This window comes from Marinobacter salinisoli (assembly GCF_017301335.1).
Classification (GTDB): domain Bacteria; phylum Pseudomonadota; class Gammaproteobacteria; order Pseudomonadales; family Oleiphilaceae; genus Marinobacter; species Marinobacter salinisoli.
The window spans coordinates 983,307-1,006,584 of record NZ_CP071247.1 but is presented as its reverse complement, the minus strand read 5'-3'; the positions used below and the strand labels follow the sequence as shown (position 1 = coordinate 1,006,584).

Here is a 23,278-nt window from a genome sequence, read left to right as displayed (position 1 = left end):
TATTCAACGTCGTACGCCGCAGATGCGGCACCCACTCAGGAACTTCAGAAAGGAAACGACCATGAGAACCCTGCTAGCGACTGTTCTTGTTGTACTGTCCCTGGCCTCTGCACCGCTGCATGCCGAGGAAAACAAACTCCGTGTTGGCATGTCTGGCCAGTACTTTCCGTTTACGTTTGTTGAGCAAGACACCCTGAAGGGCTTTGAAGTGGACGTGATGGACGCCATTGCCGAAGAAATGGGCCGCGAGGTGGAGTACCACACCGCCGCATTTTCCGGCTTGTTCGGCATGCTCGGTTCTGGCCGCATTGACACCGTCGCCAACCAGATCACCATCACCGAAGAGCGTCAGAAAGCCTACCTGTTCAGCGAGCCGTACGTGTACGACGGCGCCCAGGTGGTCACCAAGAAGGGCAATGACGCCGTCAATAGCGTGGAAGACCTCAAAGGCAAGACCGTCGCGGTCAACCTGGGCTCCAACTTCGAAGCCCTGCTGCGGGATCTGCCCTACGCCGACGAGATCACCATCAAGACCTACGACAGCAACATCGAGCGTGACACCGCCCTGGGCCGCGTCGATGCCTTCGTGATGGACCGCGTCAGCGCCAGCCAGATCATCAAGGAAAAGCCCCTGCCCCTGCAACTGGCCGGTCCGACCTTCTCCCAGATCACCAACGCCTATCCGTTCCCGGATACCGAAGAAGGCCGTGCCCTGCGTGATGAAGTAAACGCTGCCCTGAGCACCCTGCGGGACAACGGCACGCTGAAGGCGATTTCCGAGAAGTGGTTCGGTACTGACATCACCACTCCCTGAGGACAGGCGACAGAACCATGAGTACCCTCGACGTCGACTACATGATAGGGCTGGTTCCGGTCCTGCTCGGATACCTGCCCCTGACCTTGCAGCTGGCGTCGATCGGTATGCTCCTGGCGCTGATCCTGGCGTGCCTGTTTGCGGTGGTGCGGGTGTTGAAGATTCCGGTGCTGAATCAGTTCACCATCGTCTTCATCTCGTTCTTCCGCGGCACGCCGCTACTGGTTCAGCTGTTTCTGTTCTACTACGGACTGCCCCAGCTGTTCAGCTCGCTGACCGTGATCGATGGCATCACCGCCACCATCATGGGCCTGACCATGCACTTCGCTGCCTACATGGCCGAGTCCATCCGGGCCGCCATTGTCGGCGTTGACCGCAGCCAGACCGAAGCAGCGCTGTCCATTGGCATGACCAACGGCCAGCTGATGCGCCGCATTATCCTGCCCCAGGCCACGCGCGTGGCATTGCCGACGTTGATGAACTACTTCATCGACATGATCAAAGCCACCTCGCTGGCGTTCACCCTGGGCGTCACGGAACTGATGGGCGCGACCCAGAAAGAAGCCTCCGGCAGCTTCCTGTACTTCGAGGCCTTCATAGTGGCGGCCATCATGTACTGGATCGTGGTGGAGCTATTGTCGTGGCTGCAGGGCAATCTCGAAACCCGCCTGAACAAGGCCTATAGCCGATGATCAAACTGACTGGTCTGCGCAAGCAATTCGGCGATGCTGTTGTGCTCGACGGTATCGATCTGACCGTGGCGAAGGGCGAAATCGTGGTCATTATCGGCCCCTCGGGAACCGGTAAATCCACCCTGCTGCGGTGTGTGAACTTCCTGGAACAACCCACCTCCGGCGAGCTGACGGTGGGCGACTTGACGGTGAACCTGGAAAAGGCCAGCAAGCAGGATATCCTGCAACTGCGCCGCCACACCGCCTTTGTATTCCAGAACTACGCGCTGTTCGCCAACAAGACGGCGCTGGAAAACATCGCCGAACGGCTGATCGTGGTCGACCGCTGGTCCAAGGCGAAAGCCCACGAGCGGGCCCGGGAAATCCTCGAACGCATTGGCCTGGCCGACAAGGCCGATTCTTACCCGGCATCCCTGTCCGGCGGTCAGCAACAACGTGTGGGTATTGGCCGGGCCATGGCCACCGGCGCGGAGGTGATTCTGTTTGACGAACCCACCTCGTCACTGGATCCGGAATGGGTGGACGAAGTGCTGGCGCTGATGAAACAGCTGGCCGCCGAACACCAGACCATGATTCTGGTCACTCACGAAATGGCCTTCGCCCGCGACGTGGCGGATCGGGTGGTGTTCATCGAAGGCGGCCGCATTGTGGAACAGGGGCCACCGAGCGAAATATTCTACCACCCCCAGGACCCGCGCACCCGGGATTTCCTACAGAAAATACTGGCCACCCACCAGGTCTGAGCCTGCTCTTTACCAGGTTTCCCCAAATGGCCTCAGGTCCAGCTCGAAGGTCCACGCTGAAGGCGCTTGCTGAGTCAGCATCCACACTGCCTCGGCAACCGCCGCCGGCTGAATAAAAAAGTCATCGGGTTGATCCGGCATTGCCTCACGGGTGCGTGGCAGATCCACCACACCATCGAGAATCACGTTCGCCACGTGGATCCGCTCGGGCCCCAGTTGCCGGGCCAACGACTGCGCCAGACTGCGCTGCGCCGCCTTGGCCGAGGCAAAGGGGGCGGTATTGGCCCGACCACGCAGTGCAGCGGAGGCACTCGTAATCACAATACTCGCCCGGTCATGCTGACGCAGTTGCGGCAACACCGCCTGCGTAGCCGCCACCAGGGCCGCCACATTAATCCGCCAGTTTGCCTCGAAGTCTGCCAGACTCGCCGCCTCGGCGTTCTTGAACACGCCGCCACCGGCGTTGTAAAGCAGCACCGAAGCCGCGCCCAGTTCCTGCTCAATGTCGGCAAACACCGACGGCACCGAATCCAGGTCGGTGACATCGCAGACGAAAGCATTGGCGTTTGGCAGCTCATCCGCAAGCCGAGCCAGGTAATCCTCGCTCCGGGCGAGCATTGCGACCTGATAGCCTTCATCGCAGAACCGGCGCACCAGGGCCTCGCCGTTGTCCGGTCCAACGCCAATCACCACACAAACGTTGCTCATGTCACACCTCCGTTCGGGTGTCCGCGTTCAGGCGGGCAACCGCCAGCCTGGAGACATTGGACAGCTCAGTGCCATCAACACCGGCATACGCGATGATTTTCTGCCGCATACTGCGGGCCCAGAACTTGCGCAGGTGGGTGGCGACGGTGTCGGCGGCGCGGGCCTCGTCCCCGTGATAAATGTTGTTGGCACTGATCTGGTTGAGCATCTGGATCAGGTGAGCGAGTTCCTGGTCAGTCATGACTTACCTCTGCGGTCTGGGGTTCACTGCGGTGGTAAAGCACGTGACGCCCGGGCCGGGCGAACGCGATCAGGGTCATGCCGGCCTGCCGGGCCAGCCGGATCGCCAGCGCCGTGGGGGCTGACAGCGCGACCAGACAACTGATCCCGACACTGGCGCACTTCTGCACCATCTCGTAACTGGCGCGACTGGACACCAGGACAAAGCCATCCTGCAAGGCGCCGCCGGCCCGGAGCCGGGCTCCGATGAGCTTGTCGAGGGCATTGTGGCGACCCACGTCCTCCCTGGCACACAGGATATGGCCCCGGGCATCGCACCAGGCCGCCGCGTGGGTGGCGCCGGTCTGCTCCTGCAGCTGCTGATGCTCACGCAGGCGGGTCAAGGCCGCCTGTACCGCTCCGTCCCTCGGCACCGGGGCGGGGGTCACACTCGCCACGGCAGGAATTGCCTGCTCCAGCGACTCGACACCGCACAGGCCACAGCCGGTGCGTCCGGCAAAGTTTCGGCGCCGCGCCTTGAGCCGGGCCAGGCACTCGCCGGCAATGTGCATGTCGACACTGAGTCCGAGCTCATTGGCCATGACGTCAAGACCGAACAGCTGATCGGCACGATCCAGGATGCCTTCGGTCAGGCTGAAACCCAACGCAAAGTCCTCCAGATCCGTCGGTGAGGCCATCATCACAGCGTAGGAGACGCCGTTGTAGACCAGCGCCACCGGAATTTCCTCAGCCACACGGTCCAGCCCCGGGGTACCGGCCATGCCACCGTGCACCTCCACCGCCAGCTCCCGGACCGGTAACGGCAAAGGCGCCGTGTCCCCGGCCCGGGGCTGGCCACCGGGACTACTTGAGCGCTGGCGCATTGGCTGCCTCCGAATCGCTGGTGACCGGTTTCAGTAACTGGTGCTGGCGTTCATCGAACTGCTCAAAGTGGCGCTGCCAGGCCGACGGCTGGGTGACTTTCTCCACCTGTACCGCGGTGACCTTGTATTCGGGACAGTTGGTGGCCCAGTCGGAGTTCTCCGTGGTAATGACATTGGCGCCGGTCTCCGGGTGATGGAAGGTGGTGTACACCACTCCCGGCAGCATGCGCTCGCTGATCCGGGCCCGCACCACGGTCTGCCCGACGCGGCTGGTGATGCCCACCCAGTCGCCCGCGCGGATACCCCGGAGTTCGGCATCGCTGGGATGGATTTCCAGCACATCCTCCGGGTGCCACTGGCTGTTGTTGGTTCGGCGGGTCTGGGCGCCTACGTTGTACTGGGTCAGGATGCGGCCGGTGGTCAGCACCAGCGGGTACCTGCGGGTGGTTTTCTCGTTGCTGGCAACGTATTCGGTCACCGCGAAATGACCCTTGCCGATGGGAAAGTCGTGCACGTGCATGGTCGGCGTGCCTTCCGGATGGGCATCGTTACAGGGCCACTGGATGCTGCCCAGGCGGTCCAGCTTGTTGTAGCTGACTCCGGCAAAGCTGGGCGTCAGGCGGGCGATTTCAGCCATGATTTCGGACGGGTGGCTGTAGTGCATGGGGTAACCCATGGCGTTGGACAGCGCCATGGTGACTTCCCAGTCTTCCAGCCCGGCGATGGGCGCCATGACCCGGCGCACCCGGTTGATGCGTCGCTCGGCGTTGGTGAAGGTGCCGTTCTTCTCCAGAAAGGTCGAGCCGGGCAGCAGGACGTGGGCGTACTTGGCGGTTTCGTTCAGGAAGATGTCCTGAACGATCAGACAGTCCAGCGCGGTCAGCGCGGCCTCCACATGCTGGATGTTCGGATCCGACTGGGCCACATCCTCGCCCTGCACATACAAGCCCTTGAAGTGGCCGGCGACCGCCGCATCGAACATGTTGGGAATGCGCAGGCCCGGCTCGTTATCCAGCGTCACGCCCCATTCGGCCTCGAAATTCTGGTGCACCCGGGTGTCCGCCACGTGCTGATAACCGGGAAACTCATGGGGGAAGGATCCCATGTCGCAGGACCCCTGCACGTTGTTCTGGCCCCGCAGAGGGTTCACCCCCACGCCTTCACGACCGAGGTTGCCGGTGGCCATGGCCAGATTGGCAATGCCCATGACCATGGTCGAGCCCTGGCTGTGCTCGGTGACCCCGAGCCCGTAGTAGATGGCGCCGTTGCCCGCCTCGGCGAAGAGCCGGGCGGCCTGGCGCACCTGCGTTGCCGGCACTCCGGTCACGGCCTCCGTGGCCTCCGGGGAATTGCGCGCTTCAACGATAAATGCCCGCCACTCCTGGTAGGCTCCCGGCTCGCAGCGCTGGTCGATGAACGCCTGGTCCTCCAGCCCCTCGGTGACCACCACATGGCTGAGCGCGTTGATCAACGCCACGTTGGTGCCCGGGCGCAGTGCCAGGTGCATGGCCTCCCCGCCATGGGGGGTATGGAGCAGGTCAATGCGACGCGGGTCGATCACGATCAGCCGGGCGCCCTGCCGCAAACGCCGGCGCATCTGGGAGGCAAACACCGGGTGGGCATCGGTGGGGTTAGCCCCCACCACGATGATGGCGTCCGACTTCATCACCGAATCGAAGGTCTGGGTGCCGGCGGATTCGCCTATGGTGGTTTTCAGGCCGTACCCGGTGGGTGAATGGCACACCCGCGCGCAGGTGTCGGTGTTGTTGTTGCCAAAGGCCGCCCGAATCAGCTTCTGCACCAGATAGGTTTCCTCGTTGGTGCAGCGCGACGACGTAATGCCACCAATGCTTTCCCGGCCATACCTGGCCTGGGTTTCCCGCAGTCGCCTGGCGGCAAATTCAATCGCCTCGTCCCAGGACACGGTGCGCCACGGGTCGTTAATGGCATCCCGGATCATGGGTTCCCGGATGCGGTCCTGGTGGGTGGCGTACCCGAAGGCAAAGCGCCCTTTGACGCACGCGTGGCCGTGGTTGGCATGGCCGCCCTTGTAGGGCACCATGCGGATCACCCGCTCGCCCTGCATTTCCGCCTTGAACGAGCAACCTACGCCACAGTAGGCACAGGTGGTCACCACACTGTGCTCCGGCTGACCGGCTTCGATCACGCTTTTTTCCATCAAGGTCGAGGTCGGGCAGGTCTGCACGCAGGCGCCACAAGAGACGCACTCGGAGTCCATGAACGGCTGGTTCTGGCCGGCGGATACCTTGGAGTCAAAGCCTCGCCCGTCGATGGTCAGGGCGAAGGTACCCTGCACTTCTTCACAGGCCCGTACACAGCGGGAACAGACAATGCACTTGCTGGGGTCAAAACTGAAATAGGGGTTCGAGGCATCGGTTTCCGCCTGCAGATGGTTCTCACCGCTGAAGCCGTAACGCACGTCGCGCAGGCCAACCACACCGGCCATATCCTGTAGCTCGCAATTGCCATTGGCCGGACAGGTCAGGCAGTCCAGCGGATGATCGGATATGTAGAGTTCCATGATGTTGCGGCGCAACCGGGCCAGCCGGTCGTTCTGTGTGGTCACCGCCATACCATCGGCCACCGGTGTGGTGCAGGCCGCCGGGTAGCCCCGCTGCCCCGCTACCTGAACCGCGCACAAGCGGCACGAACCGAAGGCGTCGAGATTATCCGAGGCACATAATTTGGGAATGTTGATGCCGGCCATCGCGGCAGCCCGCAGCACGGAGGTGCCCTCGGGCACCCGGATCGCAGTGCCGTCGATGGTCAGCTCGACCAGTGTCTCCGATGCGCTCGGCGGTGTGCCGTAGTCCCGGTCCGGATTCAGGTGCCGTTGATCGGGCTCGTAATATTGCAGCATGCCTTGCCTCCCTCCGGTCAGCCTTTGAGGTCGCCCGGAAAATGTTTCATGACACTCTGTACCGGGAACGGCGTCATCCCGCCCATGGCACACAGCGAGCCATCCACCATGGTTTCACACAGATCTTCCAGTAACGCGAGATTAGCTTCCGGGTGCTCGCCGGCCCTGATGCGGTCAATCACTTCCACGCCGCGGACCGAACCGATGCGGCAGGGCGTACACTTGCCGCAGGATTCCACCGTGCAGAACTCCATGGCAAAACGGGCCTGTTCGCCCATGTCTACGGTGTCATCGAACGCCACCACACCGCCGTGGCCGATTCCGGCACCGATCTGGGCGAACGCCTCGTAATCCATCGGGGTATCCCACTGGCTGTCCGGCAGATAAGCCATCAGGGGGCCGCCCACTTGCACCGCCTTCATGGGCCGGCCGGAATATGTGCCGCCGCCGAAGTCCTCCAGGATTTCCCGCAGCGTGATGCCAAAACCCAGTTCTATCAGGCCGCCCCGGCGGATATTGCCCGCCAGCTGGATCGGCAGGGTGCCCCGGGACTTGCCCATGCCCACGTTGGCGTACGTCGATGCGCCCCGGGCCAGAATGAACGGCACGGTCGCCAGCGACAGCACGTTATTGACCACCGTGGGCTGGCCAAACAGGCCGTGAATGGCCGGCAATGGCGGCTTGGCTCGCACCAGTCCGCGCTTGCCTTCGAGACTCTCCAGCAGCGACGTTTCCTCGCCACAGATATAGGCCCCGGCCGCCAGCCGGACCTCAAGATGAAAGCTTTGCCCGGTGCCGCGAAGGTCTGCCCCCAGATAATCCTCGGCCTCTGCCCGGGCGATGGCCTGGTTCAGGATACGGTGGGCCACCGGGTATTCTTCCCGCAGGTAGATGTAGCCCTGGTCCGCACCCACCGCCAGCCCGGCAATCACCATGCCCTCGATCAGCAGGTAGGGGTCGCACTCCATCACCAGCCGGTCAGCAAAACTGCCGGAATCGCCCTCATCCGCGTTGCACACTATGTATTTCTGCTGGTCGCCAGGCTGGTTCAGCACCGTCTGCCACTTGATGCCGGTGGGGAAGGCCGCACCGCCCCGGCCCCGCAGCCCGGATTCCCTGACCTGATCGACGATGGCCTGCGGCGTCATCCCGGCTGCCCGCTCCAGCCCCTCGAAGCCACCGTGCGCCCGGTAATCGTCAAGCGAGAGTGGGTCGGTCAGCCCGATACGGGCAAAGGTCAGGCGCTGCTGGCGCTTCAGATAGGGATGTTCTTCAATGTTGCCAAGGCATTTGCTGTGGCCCGGCTGGCCATCCAGCAGGCCCGCGTCCAACAGCTCGGGCAGGTCCTCAGGCGCCACCGGCCCGTAGGCGATTCTGCCCCGGCCGGTATCCACCTCCACCAGCGGTTCAAGCCAGCACAGGCCCCGGGAGCCATTGCGCACGAGCCGGATGCTCAGCCCCCGATCGCCGGCAGCCTGCTCGATTCGCCTCGCCACCTCGTCCGCGCCCAAAGAGAGTGCGGTGGTGTCGCAGGGCACATAGATGCGCGTTGCCATGTGGTTCCCCTGTTTATTTCACTTCGAGTGTCGAGGTGGTGAGTTGTTCCGCCAGCCGGTCAAATTTCTCCGTCGTCATCCGCCCGTGGATGGTGTCATCGACCCGGATCGACGGTGCGCACGCGCAATTACCCAGGCAATAGACCGGCTCCAGGGTGAATTCACGATCGGGGGTGGTCTGGTGGAAGTCCACACCCAGGCGCTGCTGGATGTGCGCTTCCAGTGTCCGGCAACCCATGGACTGGCAGGCTTCGGCCCGGCAGATTTGCAGCACGTGGGCACCGGCTGGTCGGGTGCGGAAATGGTGGTAAAAGCTGATGACGCCGTGGATTTCGGCGCGGGACTGCTGCAGGGCGTCGGCGATGATGGCCACCGCGCCGTCCGGGATGTAACCGACCCGGTCCTGAATCGCATGCAGAATCGGCAGTAGAGCACCGGGCTTGTGCCGCAAGGCATTCACCTGCTGCCGGATGGCGTCTTCGCTCCAGTCGCCCTCGGCTCCCGCCCTGGGTAACGGGTGTTGTGTCGGGGTAGCCATGGCCTGTCCTGCCGTGATTAAGCGCTTCACTTAATCGTGGTCCCTGGACAGCAAGTTTTCCAGCTGGATACAAGATCAATCGTGGTGATTGTTGCGCTGTGCCGGCAAAACCGGTCACAGCGCGGCTTGTCTGGCCGGGTCGGCCTTAGCGCAGGTCGGGGTTCAGGGTGTAGGTGCCGGTGACCCGCGCACTGCCCAGCACATGGCCTTTGATCGCCTCGCGCACGTCGTTGCCGTCGAACGCCCCGTCCAGTCCCAGGCTGGCCACGTCCAGGGCGAAAACCTCAAAGTGATAGTGGTGAACGATTTCGTCGTTCCAGGGCGGGCAGGGGCCGTCGTAACCGCAGTAGGTGCCGCCCATATCCGGATTGTCTGCCAGGAACTGGGTGTAATTGTTCACACCCCGGACGCCGATCGGCCCGGGGCCACCGGGTTTCCCTTTCGGAAACACGCCATCGCTGTCTTCGCCTTCGGGAATGCGACGAACATCCGCGGGGATATCCACCAGCAACCAGTGGAAAAAATCCACCCGGGGCAGGCCCTCGGACACGGTCTTGCCTTCTTTGTTGACGTCGTCGGCGACACTGGGCACATCCGGATCGAACATGATCACCGCAAAGCTTCTGGTGCCCTCGGGCACCTCGTCCCAAACCAGTTCCGGATTCTTGTTCGGACCAAAGCTCATGTGGTCGGTCGGACTGTAGACCCCGAAAGCAAATCGCTCGGGAATCGGCTGCCCTTCGTCAATACCTCGGACTTCTAGTTTCACAACTATGCCTCCTGTTGAACGTTAGACGCCAGTCGGGCGATCTCCCGGGCCAGGCCCGAGGGGATCGCAACCGGTTGTATCAATGGCGTCGGCCTTTTGTCCAGATTAGCAGAGCCGAAGGCTATCGAACGAGTGGCCACAGCAACCGCGTGGCTCAGATCACCTGCTTGCCTCTGAGCCCGGCCAGGGTTGGCTCGTCCAGCCCCAGTACCGTGCCCAGCACCTCCCCGGTGTGAGCCCCGAGGCCGACTCCCACGTGGCGCACACGGCCCGGAGTGTCCGACAGGCGCGGAAACACCTGTTGCATGGGCAGGGGCTCGCCGTGGCGGTCAGGTACCTCGACAATGCTTTCACGGGCCCGGAAGTGGGGATCGTCGAGCATTTCCGGCGCGCGGTAGACCAGGCCCGCCGGTACGCCGGCCTCCGCCAGCAAATCCACGATGTGCTGGGCGTCGTGCTGACGGGTCCAGGCGCTCACCAGATCATCAATCGCCCGCTGGTTTTCGCCCCGGGCCCGGTGAGTGGCGTAATCCGGGTGCCGGGCCAGCTTCGGCTGCCCCATGGCCTCGCACAACCGGGCGAAGACGGTGTCCTGGTTGGCGCCAATGACCACATCCCGGCCATCACGCGTCGGGTAGGCGTTTGACGGCGCCAGGCCGGGCAGGAAACTGCCACTGCGCTCGCGCACTTTACCGGCACGGGCGTAGTCGGGAATCAGGCTCTCCATCATCGCCAGCACCGATTCGTAGATGGCGCTGTCCACCACTTGCCCCTTGCCGGTACGTTCCCGGTTCTGCAGCGCCACCATCGCGCCCAGGGCACCGTGCAACCCGGCCAGGGAATCCCCCAGGGAAATACCGACCCGCACCGGGGGCCGGTCCGGATAGCCGCTGATGTAGCGCAACCCGCCCATGGCCTCGCACACGGCAGCAAAACCCGCCCGCTTGGCGTAGGGGCCGTCCTGGCCAAAGCCGGTCACCCGCACCATCACCAGCTTCGGGTTCAGCGCCGCCAGCACGTCGTAACCCAGGCCCCATTTCTCCATGGTGCCCGGGCGGAAGTTCTCGATCAGCACATCGGCGGTGGCCGCCAGATCCCTGAGCAGAGCCTGGCCTTCGGGCTGGCGCAAATCCAGGGTCACGGATTTCTTGTTGCGGCCGATCACGTTCCACCAGATGGGATCGCCATGCTCGTCCGTGGTGCCCCACTGGCGCATGGCATCACCCTTGCCGGGCGGTTCAATCTTGATCACCTCGGCGCCGAAGTCCGCGAGGATCTGACCGCAATAGGGGCCAGCGATGAGTTGCCCAAGCTCCAGAACCCGAATGTGTTCCAGCGCCATGGGTGATGCAGGGGAGGCTGTTTCCGTGGGCATGGGTCCGTTCAATCCCGTGTCAGTGATCGTTTTGGCCGGCCGGTGATGATGCGCAGGAACAGCCAGCGTCGAACGCGTTGAATGAAGCGATGAACGGTCAGTTCAGCCCCATTTATCCTGAGGCGCCTGATAATTGCGGAACGCTGCGAGCAACTGCTCGGGCGTATCGGTCAGCACCAGCATGTCGATGTACTCCTGCCGCAGAAAACCAGCCGCGGCCATGGTGGCGGCCATCTCCAGCTGGTGATCGTAAAAGCCATCAACGTTGTAAAAGGCACAGGGTTTCTTGTGCAGACCCAGCTGGCCCCAGGTCCAGGCCTCAAAAATTTCTTCCAGGGTGCCGATTCCACCGGGCAGGGCGACAAAGCCATCGGCCAGCTCCGCCATCCTGGCCTTGCGCTCATGCATGTCCCGGACAACAAACAGCTCGGTAAGGGCACTGTGGGCGAGTTCCCGATCGCGCAGGTGCTCTGGAATAACGCCATACACCTTGCCGCCATTGGCCAGAACCGAATCGGCAACAATCCCCATCAGCCCAACGTGGCCACCACCAAACACCAGATCAATGCCGTTCTGGCCGAAGTAGGCACCCAATTCGGCGGCTTTTTCGGCGAAGCGCGCGTGATGGCCCGTGCGGGAACCGCAGTACACCGCGATCTTCATGCCGGCTTTTCCTTCTTCCACTCAAAGGGCTTAAACGGTTCGTCGATGGGGGTTTCAGCAATATGGTTGATGTAATTGCTCATCACTTTCTGGGACAGGATGAGGATCACCTCCATGACCTGTCGGTTGCCGTAGCCGGCGGCGTAGAAAGCATCGAGATCCTCACGACTGACCTTGCCGCGCTTGCGCACAACCGCCAGGGTGAAGGTCCGCAGCGCCTCCAGTTTGGCATTCGGCAACGGGCTCTCGTTACGCAGCGCCTCGTTCAGGCCATCGGATACCTGCATACTCTTGGCGATACCGGTGTGGGCGGGCACACAGTAGTGGCAGGCATGCTCGACGTTGATGGACTGCCAGACCACGGTGCGCTCGTCGTTGTCGAAGCTGCTGACCATCACCAGTTCGTGCAGGGTCTGGTACGCATTGAGCACACCCGGTGCTTCGGCCATCACCGCGTGCAAACCCGGAATCATGCCGAACACCCGGCAGGACTTCTCCAGCAAGGGTTTGGACTCTTCCGGCGCGGATTTCAGATCGTGCAGTGTAAAGTCATTCATCACCGCCTCCTTAGCTGCGATACACCCACGTGACACCCACGAAGTATGGCACGGGAATGGCCGCGCAACCGCCAACAGGTTCCGGATCCGGGCAGGTTACCCGGGTGCTCAGGGAGGCAAATCAGGGAAGGCAGATAACCTGGCCGGGCGAAGACAGCCCGGCCAGAAGGGCGGCGCCCCGGGAGAGGCGCCCGGAGAAACGTCCGCTTACAGGGCTTTCTGCCACGCGAACGGCTTGAACGGTTCATCGACCGGCGTTTCGGCGATGTGGTTGACGTAATTGCTCATCACCTTCTGGGACAGCACCAGAATGATATCCAGCACCTGGCGCTTGCCATAGCCGGCTGCATAGAAGGCATCCAGATCTTCCTTGTTAACCTCGCCACGCTTTCGAACCACCGCCAGGGTGAAAGTCCGCAGAGCTTCGAGCTTCTCGCTCGGCAGCGGCGTTTCGTCGCGCAGGGCGTCGGTGATCTCGTCCGATACCTTCATGCTCTTGGCGATACCGGTATGCGCCGGAACGCAGTAGTGGCAGGCATGTTCCACGTTGATGGTCTGCCAGACAACGGTGGTCTCATCGTTGTCGAAGCTGTTGGCCAGAACGAGCTCATGCAACTTCTGGTAACCGTCCAACAAACCCGGTGCCTCCGCCATGACCGCGTGCAGGTTGGGAATCATGCCGAATGCCTGTTGTGATTTTTCCAGCAGCGGCTTGGATTGCTCTGGTGCAGAGTCGCTGTTGTGCAGGGTAAAGTCTGTCATATCGCACTCCGTTACTTGAATGATTGCTCAACAACGGCAACCCTACCTATTCTTGAGCGATCATTCAAGCTATAATTGAGCGAACATTCAACAAACATTTTGATGATCACGTTCATGGCCCGACACGCCCGCTACGACCGTCCGACGTTACTGAACAAAGCCATCACGCTCTTCTGGGATCGCGGCTACCACGGCAGTTCCATGAAGCAGATCGAGCAGGCTCTGGACCTGCGCCCAGGCAGTATCTATGCCGCCTTCGGCAGCAAGGATGGCCTGTTCGCCGAAGCCCTGGCCGCCTATGCCGAACAGGGTCGCGGGGAACTGATGTCGTATCTCGAGCATCGCGATTCCGTCGTGGAGGGGTTGCAGGCGTATCTGCGCGCGTTGGCGGGCAGTCGCACGTCGGATAAGCCTGCGCGGGCCTGCATGATCATCAAAACGTTACTGGAATCCAGTAACACCCACCCGCAGCTCGCGGACCAGGCCGAAACAATCCTCGCCGATATCCGCCAGGCACTGGTCGAGGCGCTCGAGCAGGCCAAGGGCGCCGGTGAGCTGATCCAGAGCACCGACTGCGATCGCCTCGCGCGCCTGATCCAGACCCAGATCGTGGGCCTTCGATCCATGGCAGAGCGAGGCCTGACGCCCCGGGAACTGGCTGAACTGGCCGACGACATCGCCAGCCTGCTGGATAGCTACCGGGCCGCTCACTGACCGGCGCCGAATCCGCTCCAGGTCCGCAGGCCAATTGTGCCGCCGCCCCCTGACACGCTAGTATTGGGCGGCTGGCCAAGCCCCCCTTCCTCCCAGTGACGACAGCCAAGCGCTTTGCCCCGCAGAGTGCTTGGCTTTCTTCACTTTCGGGATTGCACGCTATGGACAACCTTCAGCACATCGTGGTGGTGGGCGGCGGTGCCGGTGGCCTGGAACTGGTCACCCGGCTGGGCAACAAACTGGGCAAAAAGCGCAAGGCGCGCATTACCCTGGTGGATGCCGGCCTGACCCATGTCTGGAAACCCTTGCTTCACGAAGTGGCCTCCGGTTCCCTGGATGCCAGCGCCAACGAAATCAATTACCGGGCCCATGCCCGCAAGCACCATTACGAATTCCAGCTGGGCCGCATGAGCGGCCTTGATCGCCGGAAAAAACAGTTGGTGATTGCACCGTTCCATGACGAAGACGGTCAGGAAGTGGTGCCCGAACGGCACATCCAGTACGACACCCTGGTGGTGGCCGTGGGCAGCACCGCCAATGATTTCGGCACGCCGGGAGCACAGGACCACTGCCTGTTCCTGGACAGCCTCAGGCAGGCGCGCCGGTTCCATAACCTGATGCTCAATGCCTTTCTCCGGAAAAACCACGAAGCCCAACTGGAGCAGCCCCACACCCTGAACATCGGCATTATCGGTGCCGGGGCCACCGGCGTGGAGCTGGCGGCAGAGCTGCGATTGGCGTCCCGGGAATTGCCGGTGTACGGCATGAACCACCTGAGTTCGTCCGACGTTTCCATCAACATCGTTGAGGCTGCAGACCGGATTCTGCCCGCCCTGCCAGCCCGGCTGTCGGCCGCGGCCACCCGGGAACTGGAGCGCCAGCAGGTGCACGTTCACTGCGGCCAGCCGGTGAGCGAGGTCAGGGCAGACAAAATCGTCATGCAGGACGGCTCTGAACTGGCCTCGGACATGACGATCTGGGCGGCGGGCATCAAGGCGCCGGCGTTTCTGGCCGAGCTCGATGGGCTGGAAACCAACAAGGGCAACCAGCTGGTGGTCGAGCAGACCCTGCAAACCACCCGCGATACCGACATCTTCGCGTTCGGCGACTGTGCCGCCTGCCCGCAGCCGGATTCGGACCGGCCCGTGCCGCCCCGGGCGCAGGCCGCACACCAGCAGGCCGATACCCTGTTTAAAACCCTGGTGCACCGATTACAGGGCAAACCGCCGGTGCCGTTTGTGTACAACGACCACGGCTCGCTGATCAATTTCAGCCGCTACACCACCGTCGGCAACCTGATGGGCAATCTGTCGGGACGCAGCATGTACATCGAGGGCAAGGTGGCACGGCTGTTCTATGTGTCGCTGTACCGCATGCATCAGGTTGCGCTGCATGGCTTCGTGAGAACGGGCGTGATCTGGCTGATGGATAAAATCAGCCGTGCGATGCATCCGAGGCTGAAACTACACTAGAAACTGCGGACCTCATGAGCAGTGATGGAGCGGGTGAAGGGAATCGAACCCTCGTATGCAGCTTGGGAAGCTGCCGTTCTACCATTGAACTACACCCGCGTACTCAATGTGCCGCGCAGAAAATATAGAGTCATCCCGCGCGGTTAGGCAAGTTCAGAGTCTGGAGTTGTGATGGATCCCACCCTTACGCTGATGGGCGCCCTGATGCTGGTCATCAGCATTCTGCTCAGCCCGCTGTCCAGCCGGGTCGGCATGCCGGTGCTGCTGATTTTCCTGGCCGTGGGCATGATGATGGGCAAGGACGGCCCGGGTGGCATCGAGTTCGACAACTTCGAACTGGCTTTTCTGATGGCCAACCTGGCGCTCGGCGTCATTCTGCTGGACGGCGGTATGCGCACCCGCGCCGACACCTTCCGGGTCGGTCTGCGGCCGGCGCTGATGATGGCCACTCTGGGGGTATTCCTGACCTCCGCTGGCGCCGCCGTGGTCGCCCACTGGGTGTTCGATCTGCCCTGGCTGCCCTCGCTGCTGATTGGCGCGATTATCTCCTCCACCGATGCCGCCGCGGTGTTTTCACTGCTGCAGGGCCGCGGCCTGCACCTGAATGAGCGGGTCAGTGCCACGCTGGAGATAGAATCCGGCAGTAACGATCCCATGGCCATCTTCCTGACCCTGCTTCTGGTCACCCTGATCAGCAATCAGGGCCAGGGAGCCGCCAGCGAAGCCCTGATCATGCTGATCAAGCAGCTGGGTATCGGCGGCATTGCCGGTATCCTGGGCGGGCACCTGATTGCCGAACTCACCAACCGGATCCGGCTCACCCCATCGCTGTACCCACTGCTGGTGGCTGCCGCCGGCATCAGCGTATTCTCCGCCAGCAACGCGCTGGGCGGCAGCGGGTTTCTGGCCATTTATCTGTCCGGCGTGGTGATCGGCAACCGCGAGGTACGGATGATGCCGATGATTCTGCAAGTACACGATGGATTGGCCTGGCTGGCCCAGCTGTGCCTGTTCCTGATGCTGGGTCTACTGGTGTCACCGTCCGATCTGTTGCCGCTGCTGGGTGGCGGACTGATTCTGGCGCTGGCTCTGATCCTCGTTATTCGGCCCCTGGCGGTGCTGATCACGCTGCTGCCTTTCGGCTTTAACCGGCGCGAGCTTGGCTTCATTGGCTGGGTAGGCCTGCGGGGGGCGGTCCCCATCGTGCTGGCGCTGTTCCCGGTCATGGCGAACCTGCCCGAGGCCCAGCTGATTTTCCATATCGCCTTTTTTATCGTGCTGGTATCGCTGGTGGTACAGGGCACAACCATGGCACCCCTGGCGCGGGCCCTGAAACTGGAAGTGCCGGCCGGCGAAGACCCCTACCGACGCCTGCCGCTGGACGTACCGGCAGCCGGCGGCCATGAGTTGATGCTGTTTCCATTGCGCGGCAAACCCTGGGAGACTCCTCGTACCCTGAGCCAGCTGCACCTGCCCCAGAACACGGCGGTCGCCGGTGTGTTCCGGAACCGGATGTGCCTGCAGCCAAATGCCGATCTGCGAGTCATCAGTGGCGATGTGCTGGCCATGTTCGCCACGCCCGGCGTGCTGCCCGAGCTTGGCAAGGCCCTGAGCGGGCGACACGCACCGGAATACCTGGCCGAACGGGCTTTCTTCGGCGACTTCGTGCTCAATGGCGATGCCCTGCTGGGGGACGTGGAACAGGTCTACGGCATCGAATTCGATGATTTGCCACCACAGCTCTCACTGGCGGAGTGTTTCGCCAAGCGGACAAAGGGCCATCCGGTGGTGGGTGATACGGTGATTCTCGGGCCTGTCACCCTGGTGGCGAGGGCAACAGATTCGGACCGTGTGACCAAAGTGGGTCTCAAAATGGAGGGACCCGGTCGCAAAAACTGAAAAAAGATCACGCCAAAAGTTAACAAAAGCCCTCACCACGGGCCTGACGGCCTATGTTATAAATGCGCGCATCTGAAGATTAATCATTGGTAAGCTGAATTAATGTATTCCCGAATCATGATAAGCGCCTGCATACTGGCAATGGCTCTGCTTTTTCCGACCGCCGTCTCGGCCACCGAACTGTTGGCCAAGGCCGATACGCATATGCCGGTCAGGGCCACTGCCCAGCAGGAGTCTCTGAACATCAGCCAGGTTCTGGTACGCAAGGGCGAACGCCGCCTCTACCTGATGAACGGCGAAGAGGTGGTGAAGAGCTATCGGGTATCCCTGGGTGATAACCCTGAGGGCCACAAGCTCTACGAAGGGGACGAGCGCACCCCGGAAGGCGACTACGTTCTGGACTGGCGCAATGCCAGCAGTGACTTTTACAAATCCATCCACATTTCCTACCCGAACCAGAAGGATCTCGAGCAGGCGAGCGCCTGGGGCCTGGACCCGGGCGGCAGCATCATGATCCACGGCCTCCCCAACGAAGCCGGCGACATGGCCTTTGCCTACCGCGGGCTGGACTGGACCGACGGATGCATTGCCGTCACCAACGAGGAAATGGACGAAATATGGCAACTGGTGGCCGATGGCACACCTATTCGTATCGTTCCGTGAACTCTCTATGACACCAGCATTAAGTTGTTGTCACATGGTCGAAAATTTTACCCTCCCTTTGTTAACATTTTATCTCTGAGTGTTTTACACTGAGTGTCGTTCCGGTTGTCAATGCCCTTTGGGCGCGTTTGACAGGAAGTCATCTATACTGATTTCCGGACCACAGGAAATAACTCGACCAATAAGGGGATATGTAATGCGTAAACTGACGATCGCCGGTTTTGCCCTGGCTACTGTTATGACTGCTGGCTGTGCCTCTAACCAGGCTGGCGTTGACGAAGCAACTGCAACCGCGAACTCCGCCGAGCAGACTGCTGAGAATGCTCTGAACACCGCTAACAGCGCTGCCTCTTCTGCACGTACTGCCCAGCAGACTGCTGAAGAAGCTCTGGCTGCCGCCAAGGCCGCTGAGCGCGCTGCTAACGAAGCTAACGAGCGCGCCAAGCGTATGCTCGAGCAGTCCAGCATGAAGTAAGACTCAGCATGCGCTGACGTCTAAAAGGCCGGTTCAACCGGCCTTTTTTGTGTCCGCTTGTCAGGCCTGGGCATCAGGCTCGCTGCCGTGCGTATCCTTGCCCCGGTTTGTCGTGGACTCGATAAAGCCCTTCACCAGCTCCAGCGGTAACGGAAAGACAATGGTCGAAGCGTTGGTATTGCTCATGTCGGCGAGGGTCTGCAGGTAACGCAACTGCATGGCGCCGTGGTTGGCGGACATCACCTGTGCCGCCTCGACCAGTTTTTTCGAGGCCTGAAGCTCGCCTTCAGCATGGATGACCTTGGCCCGGCGTTCCCGTTCGGCCTCCGCCTGTCGGGCAATTGCCCGGATCATGGACTCGTTCAGGTCCACATGCTTGATCTCGACGTTCGCCACCTTGATGCCCCATTCTTCGGTCTGGGCATCGATGATGTCCTGGATATCGGAATTAAGCTTATCCCGCTCGGACAACATCTCATCCAGATCGTGCTTGCCCAGCACCGAGCGGAGCGTGGTCTGCGCCAGCTGGCTGGTGGCCGAATGGTAGTCTTCCACCCGAATGATCGCCCGCTCCGGATCCACCACCCGAAAATACAGGACCGCATTGACCCGGACCGTTACGTTGTCGCGGGAGATCACATCCTGACTGGGCACATCCAAAACGATGACCCGCAGATCCACCCGCACCATCTGTTGAATACCCGGGATCACAATCACCAGGCCCGGACCTTTCACGCCCTGGAAGCGGCCGAGAAAGAACACCACGCCGCGCTCGTATTCGGGCAGGATCTTGATAGCCGACGCGAGGATCAGCAGCAGTACCGCTGTTGGTGCAATATAGGGAATCAATTCGCCAATCATAGGACCTCCTTGGTTCTGTTCGGCCAGCTCAGGTGGTTTCCCGGTCGACCTCGACGGTCACCGTCAGCCCGTCAACCCCGGTCACCCGGACTGGATCGCCCGCCTGCACCGGCGCCTGGCTGATGGCATTCCAGCGCTCACCGCTCAACCGCACATGGCCGCGGAAGTGGGCCTGCTCGCTGGAGAAGTCATCCATTGCCACTCCGCTTTCATGGCTGAGCTGTTCACTGCCACTGACCGGGTGTCGGCGTCTCAGCCGGATGAACTTGGTCACAGTCCACAGCATAAACCCGGCCGCGACGATCGCGGTGCCGCCAATGGTGGGCAATGAGATGTCCCGATGCGAGCCATCCATCAAAATGACCGAGCCGGTGACAAAGGCAACAATGCCCCCGATCCCCAGAATCCCGAAGCTGGGGACAAACGCCTCCCCGACCATAAACGAGAGGCCCAGCAGAATGAGCGCCAGCCCGGCGTAATTGACCGACAGCACCTGAAACGCAAACAGCGCCAGCACCAGGCAAATGGCGCCGATGACCCCGGGCACCACCGCGCCCGGATTGGCCAGTTCAAACACAATGCCGTAAAAGCCGATGATCATCAGGAAATAGGCCACGTTCGGATCGGTGATCACCGACAACAGCCGAGTGCGCCAGTCCGGTTGCGCGCGCACCACCGCGAGACCGGCGGTATCCAATGTCAGCTCGCCACTGGCCATGCGCACCGTACGGCCGTCGATCTGCTCCAGCAGCTCACCGAGGTTATCTGCCACGACATCAATGACATTCCGTTCCAGTGCCTCGCCAGCGCTGAGATTCACCCCTTCACGGACCGCTTCCTCGGCCCAGTCGGCGTTCCGGCCATGGCGCTTTGCCAGCCCTCGAATGTAGCTGACCGCGTCCTCCAGCACCTTGCGTTCCATGGCAGTGCCACCACGGCGCTTGCCGTCGGGATCCTGATCGTCGGCCGGCTTGTCATCCGTTTTGTCAGACTGCTCGTCAGGCTGCTGGGGTTCTGAACCGGGCAGGCCGCCCATTTGCACCGGTGTTGCCGAGCCCAGGTTGGTGGCCGGTGCCATGGCGGCAACGTGGCTGGCGTACAGAATGTAGGTGCCGGCGCTGGCCGCCCGGGCCCCCGCCGGGGACACATAGCTGACCACGGGCACATCAGAGGCGAGGATGACCTTGATGATATCGCGCATCGAATTCATGAGGCCGCCAGGGGTGTCCATCTCCAGCACCACCAGCGCGGCGTCACCAGACTCGGCCCGCTGGATACCGCGGGTGACGTAGTCCATGGTGGCCGGGCTAATGGCGCCATCAATGCTGAGGACCATCACGGTGTTGTCGGGCTGGGATTGAGCAGAGAGCGACTGGGCTAGCGAGCCCAGCCATATCGCACACCCGATAAAGAAAATGAGTGCCCACAAACGGGCCATCGGTGGCAGGTCTTTTCTGGCGGGTCGGTGTATCTGCATACGGTCTCCCCGTGGTGGGGAACGATCAGAACATTTTTGCCAGTACCGGCTCGGGCAGCCGTTTCAGCACAAAGCCGATGGGTGACCAGGGCCAGCGCGGCACGTAGCATTCCTTTTTACCGGACTCGATGGCTTTAACCATCGCCTTGCAACCGGTCCGGGTATCAACAACAAAGGGTTTGTTCTTCACCTGCGCGTTAATCGCAGTATGAATATACCCTGGATACAGTGTAGTCACCCGGATCGGAGATTTCGTCCTGATCAGTTCGACACGCAGGCCTTCAGCAAGTGCCGCAAGGCCTGCCTTGGTGGCCGCGTACGTGTTGATGTTGGAGGGCATGCCGCGGATTGCCGACACGGAAGACACCGCCACCAGATGGCCATGATTCTGGGCCCGGAAGATTTCCATGGCCGCTTCCATCTGGGCGAGTGCGGCAACAAAGTTGGTTTCCGCGGTCTGGCGGTTGGCGGCAAACTGACCGGTACCGAGGGGCTGCCCCTTGCCGATGCCGGCGTTTACGATGATTCGGTCGAGGCGTCCAAATTCATCCCGGAAGGCCCGGAAGACGTCGAACACCTGCGCATGATCATCAACATCCAGCGCTCGGATACTGACCTTCAGCCCCGGATGGGCGGCCTCCAGCTCGGACTTCAAGGCGTCCAGCCGGTCCGTGCGCCGGGCACACAACGCCAGGCTGGCGCCGCGGGCAGCAAACTCCCGTGCCATGCCCTCACCAAGCCCGGAACTGGCGCCGGTAATCAGAATAGTGTCACTCATACGATGCTCCCTGCGGTGATAATGTCCTGAGGCGCCGCCAGTGGCGAATCAGAAATACAGTGATTGTCGGGGATCACCAATGGCCCGGGGCTTCTTGTCACGGGCGCCTTTGTCGGCGGCCATGGTGGCAACCTGCTCACCAATCATGGTCGGGATGCCATCGGCCTGCTCCACCGCCAATTCAATGGCGTGACGCTTGACCTCCACCCCCGGATGCCGCTTCCGGAAGGTCTCAACCTCTTCCGAAACCAGGCGCCAGAGACGCTCGCGCTCTGATTGCGGGTATTCCTCTTTCGGCCGATGCACTTCCAGCCAGACCTCGCCGCCAGACAGCCCGATTTTCACCGGGTCCCGGATTACCTTCACCGGCGTTCCCTTGGGGACCTGGTATACGAAGCGGGAGATGTCCTCGTTGTACATTCGGAAACAGCCGTGGCTCACCGCCATACCGACGCCAAATTTCTTGTTGGTGCCATGAATCAGGTAACCCTTTTCGCTCAGCAGCAGCGCGTGGGTTCCCAGTGGATTACTGGGGCCCGGCGGAACCATCCTGGGCAGGTAGTCACCAGAGCGCTCATACTCAGCCCGGATGCTGGCCGGCGGATACCAGGCCGGGGATTCCAGCCGCATGGTGACTTCAGCGTTGGTCAGCGGCGAGGGATTTTCCTCGGTGCCCACGCCAACCGGATATACCTGAACTCCCCCTTCCGTGAAGTAATACAACCGGTATTCCGCCAGATTAATCACGATGCCCTCACGGTGGGTTTCCGGAAGAACATACTGGCGCGGCAGAGTGATACTGGTGCCTTCTCCCGGAAGCCAGGGATCAATATCAGGATTGGCCTTGACCAGTTCGAGATAGCCCAGGGCAATCCGATTGCCGATATCGGCGAAGGTGTCCTCATAGCGGGTGGTGAACACATCCAACCGGCCCGCCAGATCGCCCTTCAACTCGAACGTCGGAACTCGGGGCGAGCGATCCGCCTCTCCCTTGTTGCCGGCCGAGGCCGCGTCACCCGGGGTAGCCGTCGCGGTCGCCGCGGGCACGATCAGCGCCCAGGTCAGCAGGGTCAGGGTTAGCAATCTGAACAACATAAATCTTATCCACTATCAAAATTTGCCGGATTACAGCGGCACTATTTAGGCGCCGGAATTCATGACGGTAGCAACCACGGTGGCCACCGCCAGCGCCACAAACAACAAACTCGCCCCAATGCGGGCCGTTGTCAGGGGCAATCGCTCCATTAACCAACGACCTGCCATGATAACCGGTATGTTCGCGATCAACATACCCACGGTCGTACCAATCACCACCCAGAGAGTTTCAGTAAAACGGGCCGCCAGGACAACGGTGGCAATCTGGGTCTTGTCACCGATTTCCGCCAGGAAAAACATGACGGTGGTGGCCGCGAACGCGCCGAGCCCCAGAAAACGGGAATCGTCGCTGTCGTCCTTGTCCGGAATCAGCAGCCAGCCAGCAATGGCGATAAAGCTGATCGCCAGAATCCACGGCAGCCAGGCTTGCGGAATCCATTGGGCAATCCAGGCCCCCAAATACGCCGACAAGGCGTGATTCAAAACCGTAGCCAGCAGAATACCCATGACAATGGGCAGGCGCTTGCCATAACGTACGACGAGAAACAGGGACAGTAACTGGGTCTTGTCGCCGATTTCGGCGATGGCTACGGCGGCCGTCGAGGCGAGAAAGGCTTCCATATTATACTCCGGGGCGGATAACAGACATGAGGCAGCCCATCTTCCGCCCCACGGAGATGTTC

24 protein-coding genes and 1 tRNA gene are annotated in these 23,278 nt (G+C 61.6%); 8 read left to right on the top strand and 17 right to left on the bottom strand.

Annotated features, from left to right (window positions below; genetic code table 11):
* Positions 1-61 precede the first annotated feature (61 nt).
* From LPB19_RS04505 to LPB19_RS04495, 3 genes are read left to right on the top strand one after another with little or no spacing between them, the layout of a single operon-like run.
* Positions 62-814 carry an amino acid ABC transporter substrate-binding protein gene (locus tag LPB19_RS04505; protein WP_206644918.1) on the top strand — a complete coding sequence of 251 codons (753 nt, stop codon included), beginning with the start codon at positions 62-64 and terminating at the stop codon, positions 812-814.
* A gap of 17 nt (positions 815-831) precedes the next feature.
* On the top strand, positions 832-1,506 hold the full coding sequence (locus LPB19_RS04500) for an amino acid ABC transporter permease (protein ID WP_206644917.1): 675 nt from the start codon (positions 832-834) through the stop codon (positions 1,504-1,506).
* Positions 1,503-2,249 (top strand): amino acid ABC transporter ATP-binding protein, encoded by a 747-nt coding sequence (locus LPB19_RS04495; protein ID WP_206644916.1) that lies wholly within the window; start codon positions 1,503-1,505, stop codon positions 2,247-2,249. Before LPB19_RS04500 ends, LPB19_RS04495 begins: the two co-directional genes overlap by 4 nt.
* Before the next feature lie 9 nt (positions 2,250-2,258).
* On the opposite strand, the gene LPB19_RS04490 is transcribed toward LPB19_RS04495, so the two are convergent.
* The 11 genes from LPB19_RS04490 to LPB19_RS04440 all read right to left on the bottom strand — a co-directional run bounded on the left by LPB19_RS04490 (position 2,259) and on the right by LPB19_RS04440 (position 13,161).
* On the bottom strand, positions 2,259-2,957 hold the full coding sequence (locus LPB19_RS04490; RefSeq protein ID WP_206644915.1) for an SDR family NAD(P)-dependent oxidoreductase: 699 nt from the start codon (positions 2,955-2,957) through the stop codon (positions 2,259-2,261).
* A 1-nt stretch (position 2,958) separates the two neighbouring features.
* Complete coding sequence (locus tag LPB19_RS04485) at positions 2,959-3,198, bottom strand: formate dehydrogenase subunit delta (RefSeq protein ID WP_206644914.1); 240 nt, start codon at positions 3,196-3,198, stop codon at positions 2,959-2,961.
* Positions 3,191-4,060, bottom strand: coding sequence for a formate dehydrogenase accessory sulfurtransferase FdhD (gene fdhD / locus LPB19_RS04480; RefSeq protein WP_206644913.1), 870 nt, complete (start codon positions 4,058-4,060; stop codon positions 3,191-3,193). Before fdhD ends, LPB19_RS04485 begins: the two co-directional genes overlap by 8 nt.
* The gene (gene fdhF, locus LPB19_RS04475; RefSeq protein WP_206644912.1) at positions 4,041-6,941 is read right to left on the bottom strand and encodes a formate dehydrogenase subunit alpha; all 2,901 of its coding nucleotides are present in this window, start codon (positions 6,939-6,941) and stop codon (positions 4,041-4,043) included. The genes fdhD and fdhF overlap by 20 nt, the downstream gene beginning before the upstream one ends.
* Before the next feature lie 17 nt (positions 6,942-6,958).
* Positions 6,959-8,497 carry a formate dehydrogenase beta subunit gene (locus LPB19_RS04470; protein WP_206644911.1) on the bottom strand — a complete coding sequence of 513 codons (1,539 nt, stop codon included), beginning with the start codon at positions 8,495-8,497 and terminating at the stop codon, positions 6,959-6,961.
* Between the two features lie 13 nt (positions 8,498-8,510).
* Positions 8,511-9,035 (bottom strand): formate dehydrogenase subunit gamma, encoded by a 525-nt coding sequence (locus LPB19_RS04465; protein ID WP_206644910.1) that lies wholly within the window; start codon positions 9,033-9,035, stop codon positions 8,511-8,513.
* A gap of 145 nt (positions 9,036-9,180) precedes the next feature.
* A complete protein-coding gene (locus tag LPB19_RS04460) occupies positions 9,181-9,804 on the bottom strand; it encodes a YbhB/YbcL family Raf kinase inhibitor-like protein (protein ID WP_206644909.1) in 624 nt (207 codons plus the stop codon).
* 154 nt (positions 9,805-9,958) lie between these two features.
* Positions 9,959-11,179 carry a CaiB/BaiF CoA transferase family protein gene (locus LPB19_RS04455; protein WP_206644908.1) on the bottom strand — a complete coding sequence of 407 codons (1,221 nt, stop codon included), beginning with the start codon at positions 11,177-11,179 and terminating at the stop codon, positions 9,959-9,961.
* A 102-nt stretch (positions 11,180-11,281) separates the two neighbouring features.
* Positions 11,282-11,842: an LOG family protein gene (locus LPB19_RS04450; RefSeq protein ID WP_206644907.1), complete on the bottom strand. Its 561-nt coding sequence runs from the start codon at positions 11,840-11,842 to the stop codon at positions 11,282-11,284.
* The gene (locus tag LPB19_RS04445) at positions 11,839-12,399 is read right to left on the bottom strand and encodes a carboxymuconolactone decarboxylase family protein (RefSeq protein WP_206644906.1); all 561 of its coding nucleotides are present in this window, start codon (positions 12,397-12,399) and stop codon (positions 11,839-11,841) included. Before LPB19_RS04445 ends, LPB19_RS04450 begins: the two co-directional genes overlap by 4 nt.
* A 207-nt stretch (positions 12,400-12,606) precedes the next feature.
* Positions 12,607-13,161, bottom strand: coding sequence for a carboxymuconolactone decarboxylase family protein (locus tag LPB19_RS04440; protein ID WP_206644905.1), 555 nt, complete (start codon positions 13,159-13,161; stop codon positions 12,607-12,609).
* 114 nt (positions 13,162-13,275) lie between these two features.
* Here LPB19_RS04440 and LPB19_RS04435 point away from each other — a divergent pair, with 114 nt between their 5' ends.
* Both LPB19_RS04435 and LPB19_RS04430 read left to right on the top strand, forming a co-directional pair.
* The gene (locus LPB19_RS04435) at positions 13,276-13,875 is read left to right on the top strand and encodes a TetR/AcrR family transcriptional regulator (RefSeq protein WP_206644904.1); all 600 of its coding nucleotides are present in this window, start codon (positions 13,276-13,278) and stop codon (positions 13,873-13,875) included.
* A gap of 161 nt (positions 13,876-14,036) precedes the next feature.
* Positions 14,037-15,347, top strand: coding sequence for an NAD(P)/FAD-dependent oxidoreductase (locus tag LPB19_RS04430; protein WP_206644903.1), 1,311 nt, complete (start codon positions 14,037-14,039; stop codon positions 15,345-15,347).
* 25 nt (positions 15,348-15,372) lie between these two features.
* On the opposite strand, the gene LPB19_RS04425 is transcribed toward LPB19_RS04430, so the two are convergent.
* Positions 15,373-15,446 (bottom strand) — tRNA-Gly (locus tag LPB19_RS04425).
* A gap of 72 nt (positions 15,447-15,518) precedes the next feature.
* Between LPB19_RS04425 and LPB19_RS04420 the strand changes: the two genes are divergently transcribed.
* From LPB19_RS04420 to LPB19_RS04410, 3 genes are all read left to right on the top strand, one after another.
* Positions 15,519-17,246 carry a potassium/proton antiporter gene (locus tag LPB19_RS04420; RefSeq protein ID WP_206644902.1) on the top strand — a complete coding sequence of 576 codons (1,728 nt, stop codon included), beginning with the start codon at positions 15,519-15,521 and terminating at the stop codon, positions 17,244-17,246.
* 117 nt (positions 17,247-17,363) lie between these two features.
* Complete coding sequence (locus LPB19_RS04415; RefSeq protein WP_206645684.1) at positions 17,364-17,909, top strand: L,D-transpeptidase family protein; 546 nt, start codon at positions 17,364-17,366, stop codon at positions 17,907-17,909.
* Positions 17,910-18,105: 196 nt separating this feature from the next.
* On the top strand, positions 18,106-18,384 hold the full coding sequence (locus tag LPB19_RS04410; protein WP_206644901.1) for an Lpp/OprI family alanine-zipper lipoprotein: 279 nt from the start codon (positions 18,106-18,108) through the stop codon (positions 18,382-18,384).
* Positions 18,385-18,444: 60 nt separating this feature from the next.
* On the opposite strand, the gene LPB19_RS04405 is transcribed toward LPB19_RS04410, so the two are convergent.
* Genes LPB19_RS04405 through LPB19_RS04385 form a run of 5 tightly spaced genes read right to left on the bottom strand, consistent with a single transcriptional unit; the run spans position 18,445 to position 23,216 of the window.
* The gene (locus LPB19_RS04405) at positions 18,445-19,245 is read right to left on the bottom strand and encodes a slipin family protein (protein ID WP_206644900.1); all 801 of its coding nucleotides are present in this window, start codon (positions 19,243-19,245) and stop codon (positions 18,445-18,447) included.
* Between the two features lie 28 nt (positions 19,246-19,273).
* Positions 19,274-20,722 carry an NfeD family protein gene (locus tag LPB19_RS04400; protein WP_206644899.1) on the bottom strand — a complete coding sequence of 483 codons (1,449 nt, stop codon included), beginning with the start codon at positions 20,720-20,722 and terminating at the stop codon, positions 19,274-19,276.
* 25 nt (positions 20,723-20,747) lie between these two features.
* Positions 20,748-21,500 carry an SDR family oxidoreductase gene (locus tag LPB19_RS04395; RefSeq protein ID WP_206644898.1) on the bottom strand — a complete coding sequence of 251 codons (753 nt, stop codon included), beginning with the start codon at positions 21,498-21,500 and terminating at the stop codon, positions 20,748-20,750.
* Positions 21,501-21,548: 48 nt separating this feature from the next.
* Complete coding sequence (locus LPB19_RS04390; protein WP_206644897.1) at positions 21,549-22,595, bottom strand: L,D-transpeptidase family protein; 1,047 nt, start codon at positions 22,593-22,595, stop codon at positions 21,549-21,551.
* 45 nt (positions 22,596-22,640) lie between these two features.
* The gene (locus LPB19_RS04385) at positions 22,641-23,216 is read right to left on the bottom strand and encodes a TMEM165/GDT1 family protein (RefSeq protein ID WP_206644896.1); all 576 of its coding nucleotides are present in this window, start codon (positions 23,214-23,216) and stop codon (positions 22,641-22,643) included.
* Positions 23,217-23,278 lie beyond the last annotated feature (62 nt).

Excerpts from the sequence above, each read along its gene's own strand:
- LPB19_RS04420 (WP_206644902.1), top strand. The coding sequence starts at position 15,519 with ATGGATCCCACCCTTACGCTGATGGGCGCCCTGATGCTGGTCATCAGC.
- LPB19_RS04440 (WP_206644905.1), bottom strand. The coding sequence starts at position 13,161 with ATGACAGACTTTACCCTGCACAACAGCGACTCTGCACCAGAGCAATCC.
- LPB19_RS04445 (WP_206644906.1), bottom strand. The coding sequence starts at position 12,399 with ATGAATGACTTTACACTGCACGATCTGAAATCCGCGCCGGAAGAGTCC.
- LPB19_RS04450 (WP_206644907.1), bottom strand. The coding sequence starts at position 11,842 with ATGAAGATCGCGGTGTACTGCGGTTCCCGCACGGGCCATCACGCGCGC.
- LPB19_RS04400 (WP_206644899.1), bottom strand. The coding sequence starts at position 20,722 with ATGCAGATACACCGACCCGCCAGAAAAGACCTGCCACCGATGGCCCGT.
- LPB19_RS04455 (WP_206644908.1), bottom strand. The coding sequence starts at position 11,179 with ATGCCCACGGAAACAGCCTCCCCTGCATCACCCATGGCGCTGGAACAC.
- LPB19_RS04390 (WP_206644897.1), bottom strand. The coding sequence starts at position 22,595 with ATGTTGTTCAGATTGCTAACCCTGACCCTGCTGACCTGGGCGCTGATC.
- LPB19_RS04385 (WP_206644896.1), bottom strand. The coding sequence starts at position 23,216 with ATGGAAGCCTTTCTCGCCTCGACGGCCGCCGTAGCCATCGCCGAAATC.
- LPB19_RS04435 (WP_206644904.1), top strand. The coding sequence starts at position 13,276 with ATGGCCCGACACGCCCGCTACGACCGTCCGACGTTACTGAACAAAGCC.
- LPB19_RS04395 (WP_206644898.1), bottom strand. The coding sequence starts at position 21,500 with ATGAGTGACACTATTCTGATTACCGGCGCCAGTTCCGGGCTTGGTGAG.
- LPB19_RS04490 (WP_206644915.1), bottom strand. The coding sequence starts at position 2,957 with ATGAGCAACGTTTGTGTGGTGATTGGCGTTGGACCGGACAACGGCGAG.
- LPB19_RS04405 (WP_206644900.1), bottom strand. The coding sequence starts at position 19,245 with ATGATTGGCGAATTGATTCCCTATATTGCACCAACAGCGGTACTGCTG.
- fdhD (WP_206644913.1), bottom strand. The coding sequence starts at position 4,060 with ATGCGCCAGCGCTCAAGTAGTCCCGGTGGCCAGCCCCGGGCCGGGGAC.
- LPB19_RS04470 (WP_206644911.1), bottom strand. The coding sequence starts at position 8,497 with ATGGCAACGCGCATCTATGTGCCCTGCGACACCACCGCACTCTCTTTG.
- fdhF (WP_206644912.1), bottom strand. The coding sequence starts at position 6,941 with ATGCTGCAATATTACGAGCCCGATCAACGGCACCTGAATCCGGACCGG.
- LPB19_RS04465 (WP_206644910.1), bottom strand. The coding sequence starts at position 9,035 with ATGGCTACCCCGACACAACACCCGTTACCCAGGGCGGGAGCCGAGGGC.
- LPB19_RS04500 (WP_206644917.1), top strand. The coding sequence starts at position 832 with ATGAGTACCCTCGACGTCGACTACATGATAGGGCTGGTTCCGGTCCTG.
- LPB19_RS04410 (WP_206644901.1), top strand. The coding sequence starts at position 18,106 with ATGCGTAAACTGACGATCGCCGGTTTTGCCCTGGCTACTGTTATGACT.
- LPB19_RS04485 (WP_206644914.1), bottom strand. The coding sequence starts at position 3,198 with ATGACTGACCAGGAACTCGCTCACCTGATCCAGATGCTCAACCAGATC.
- LPB19_RS04415 (WP_206645684.1), top strand. The coding sequence starts at position 17,364 with ATGATAAGCGCCTGCATACTGGCAATGGCTCTGCTTTTTCCGACCGCC.
- LPB19_RS04430 (WP_206644903.1), top strand. The coding sequence starts at position 14,037 with ATGGACAACCTTCAGCACATCGTGGTGGTGGGCGGCGGTGCCGGTGGC.
- LPB19_RS04505 (WP_206644918.1), top strand. The coding sequence starts at position 62 with ATGAGAACCCTGCTAGCGACTGTTCTTGTTGTACTGTCCCTGGCCTCT.
- LPB19_RS04495 (WP_206644916.1), top strand. The coding sequence starts at position 1,503 with ATGATCAAACTGACTGGTCTGCGCAAGCAATTCGGCGATGCTGTTGTG.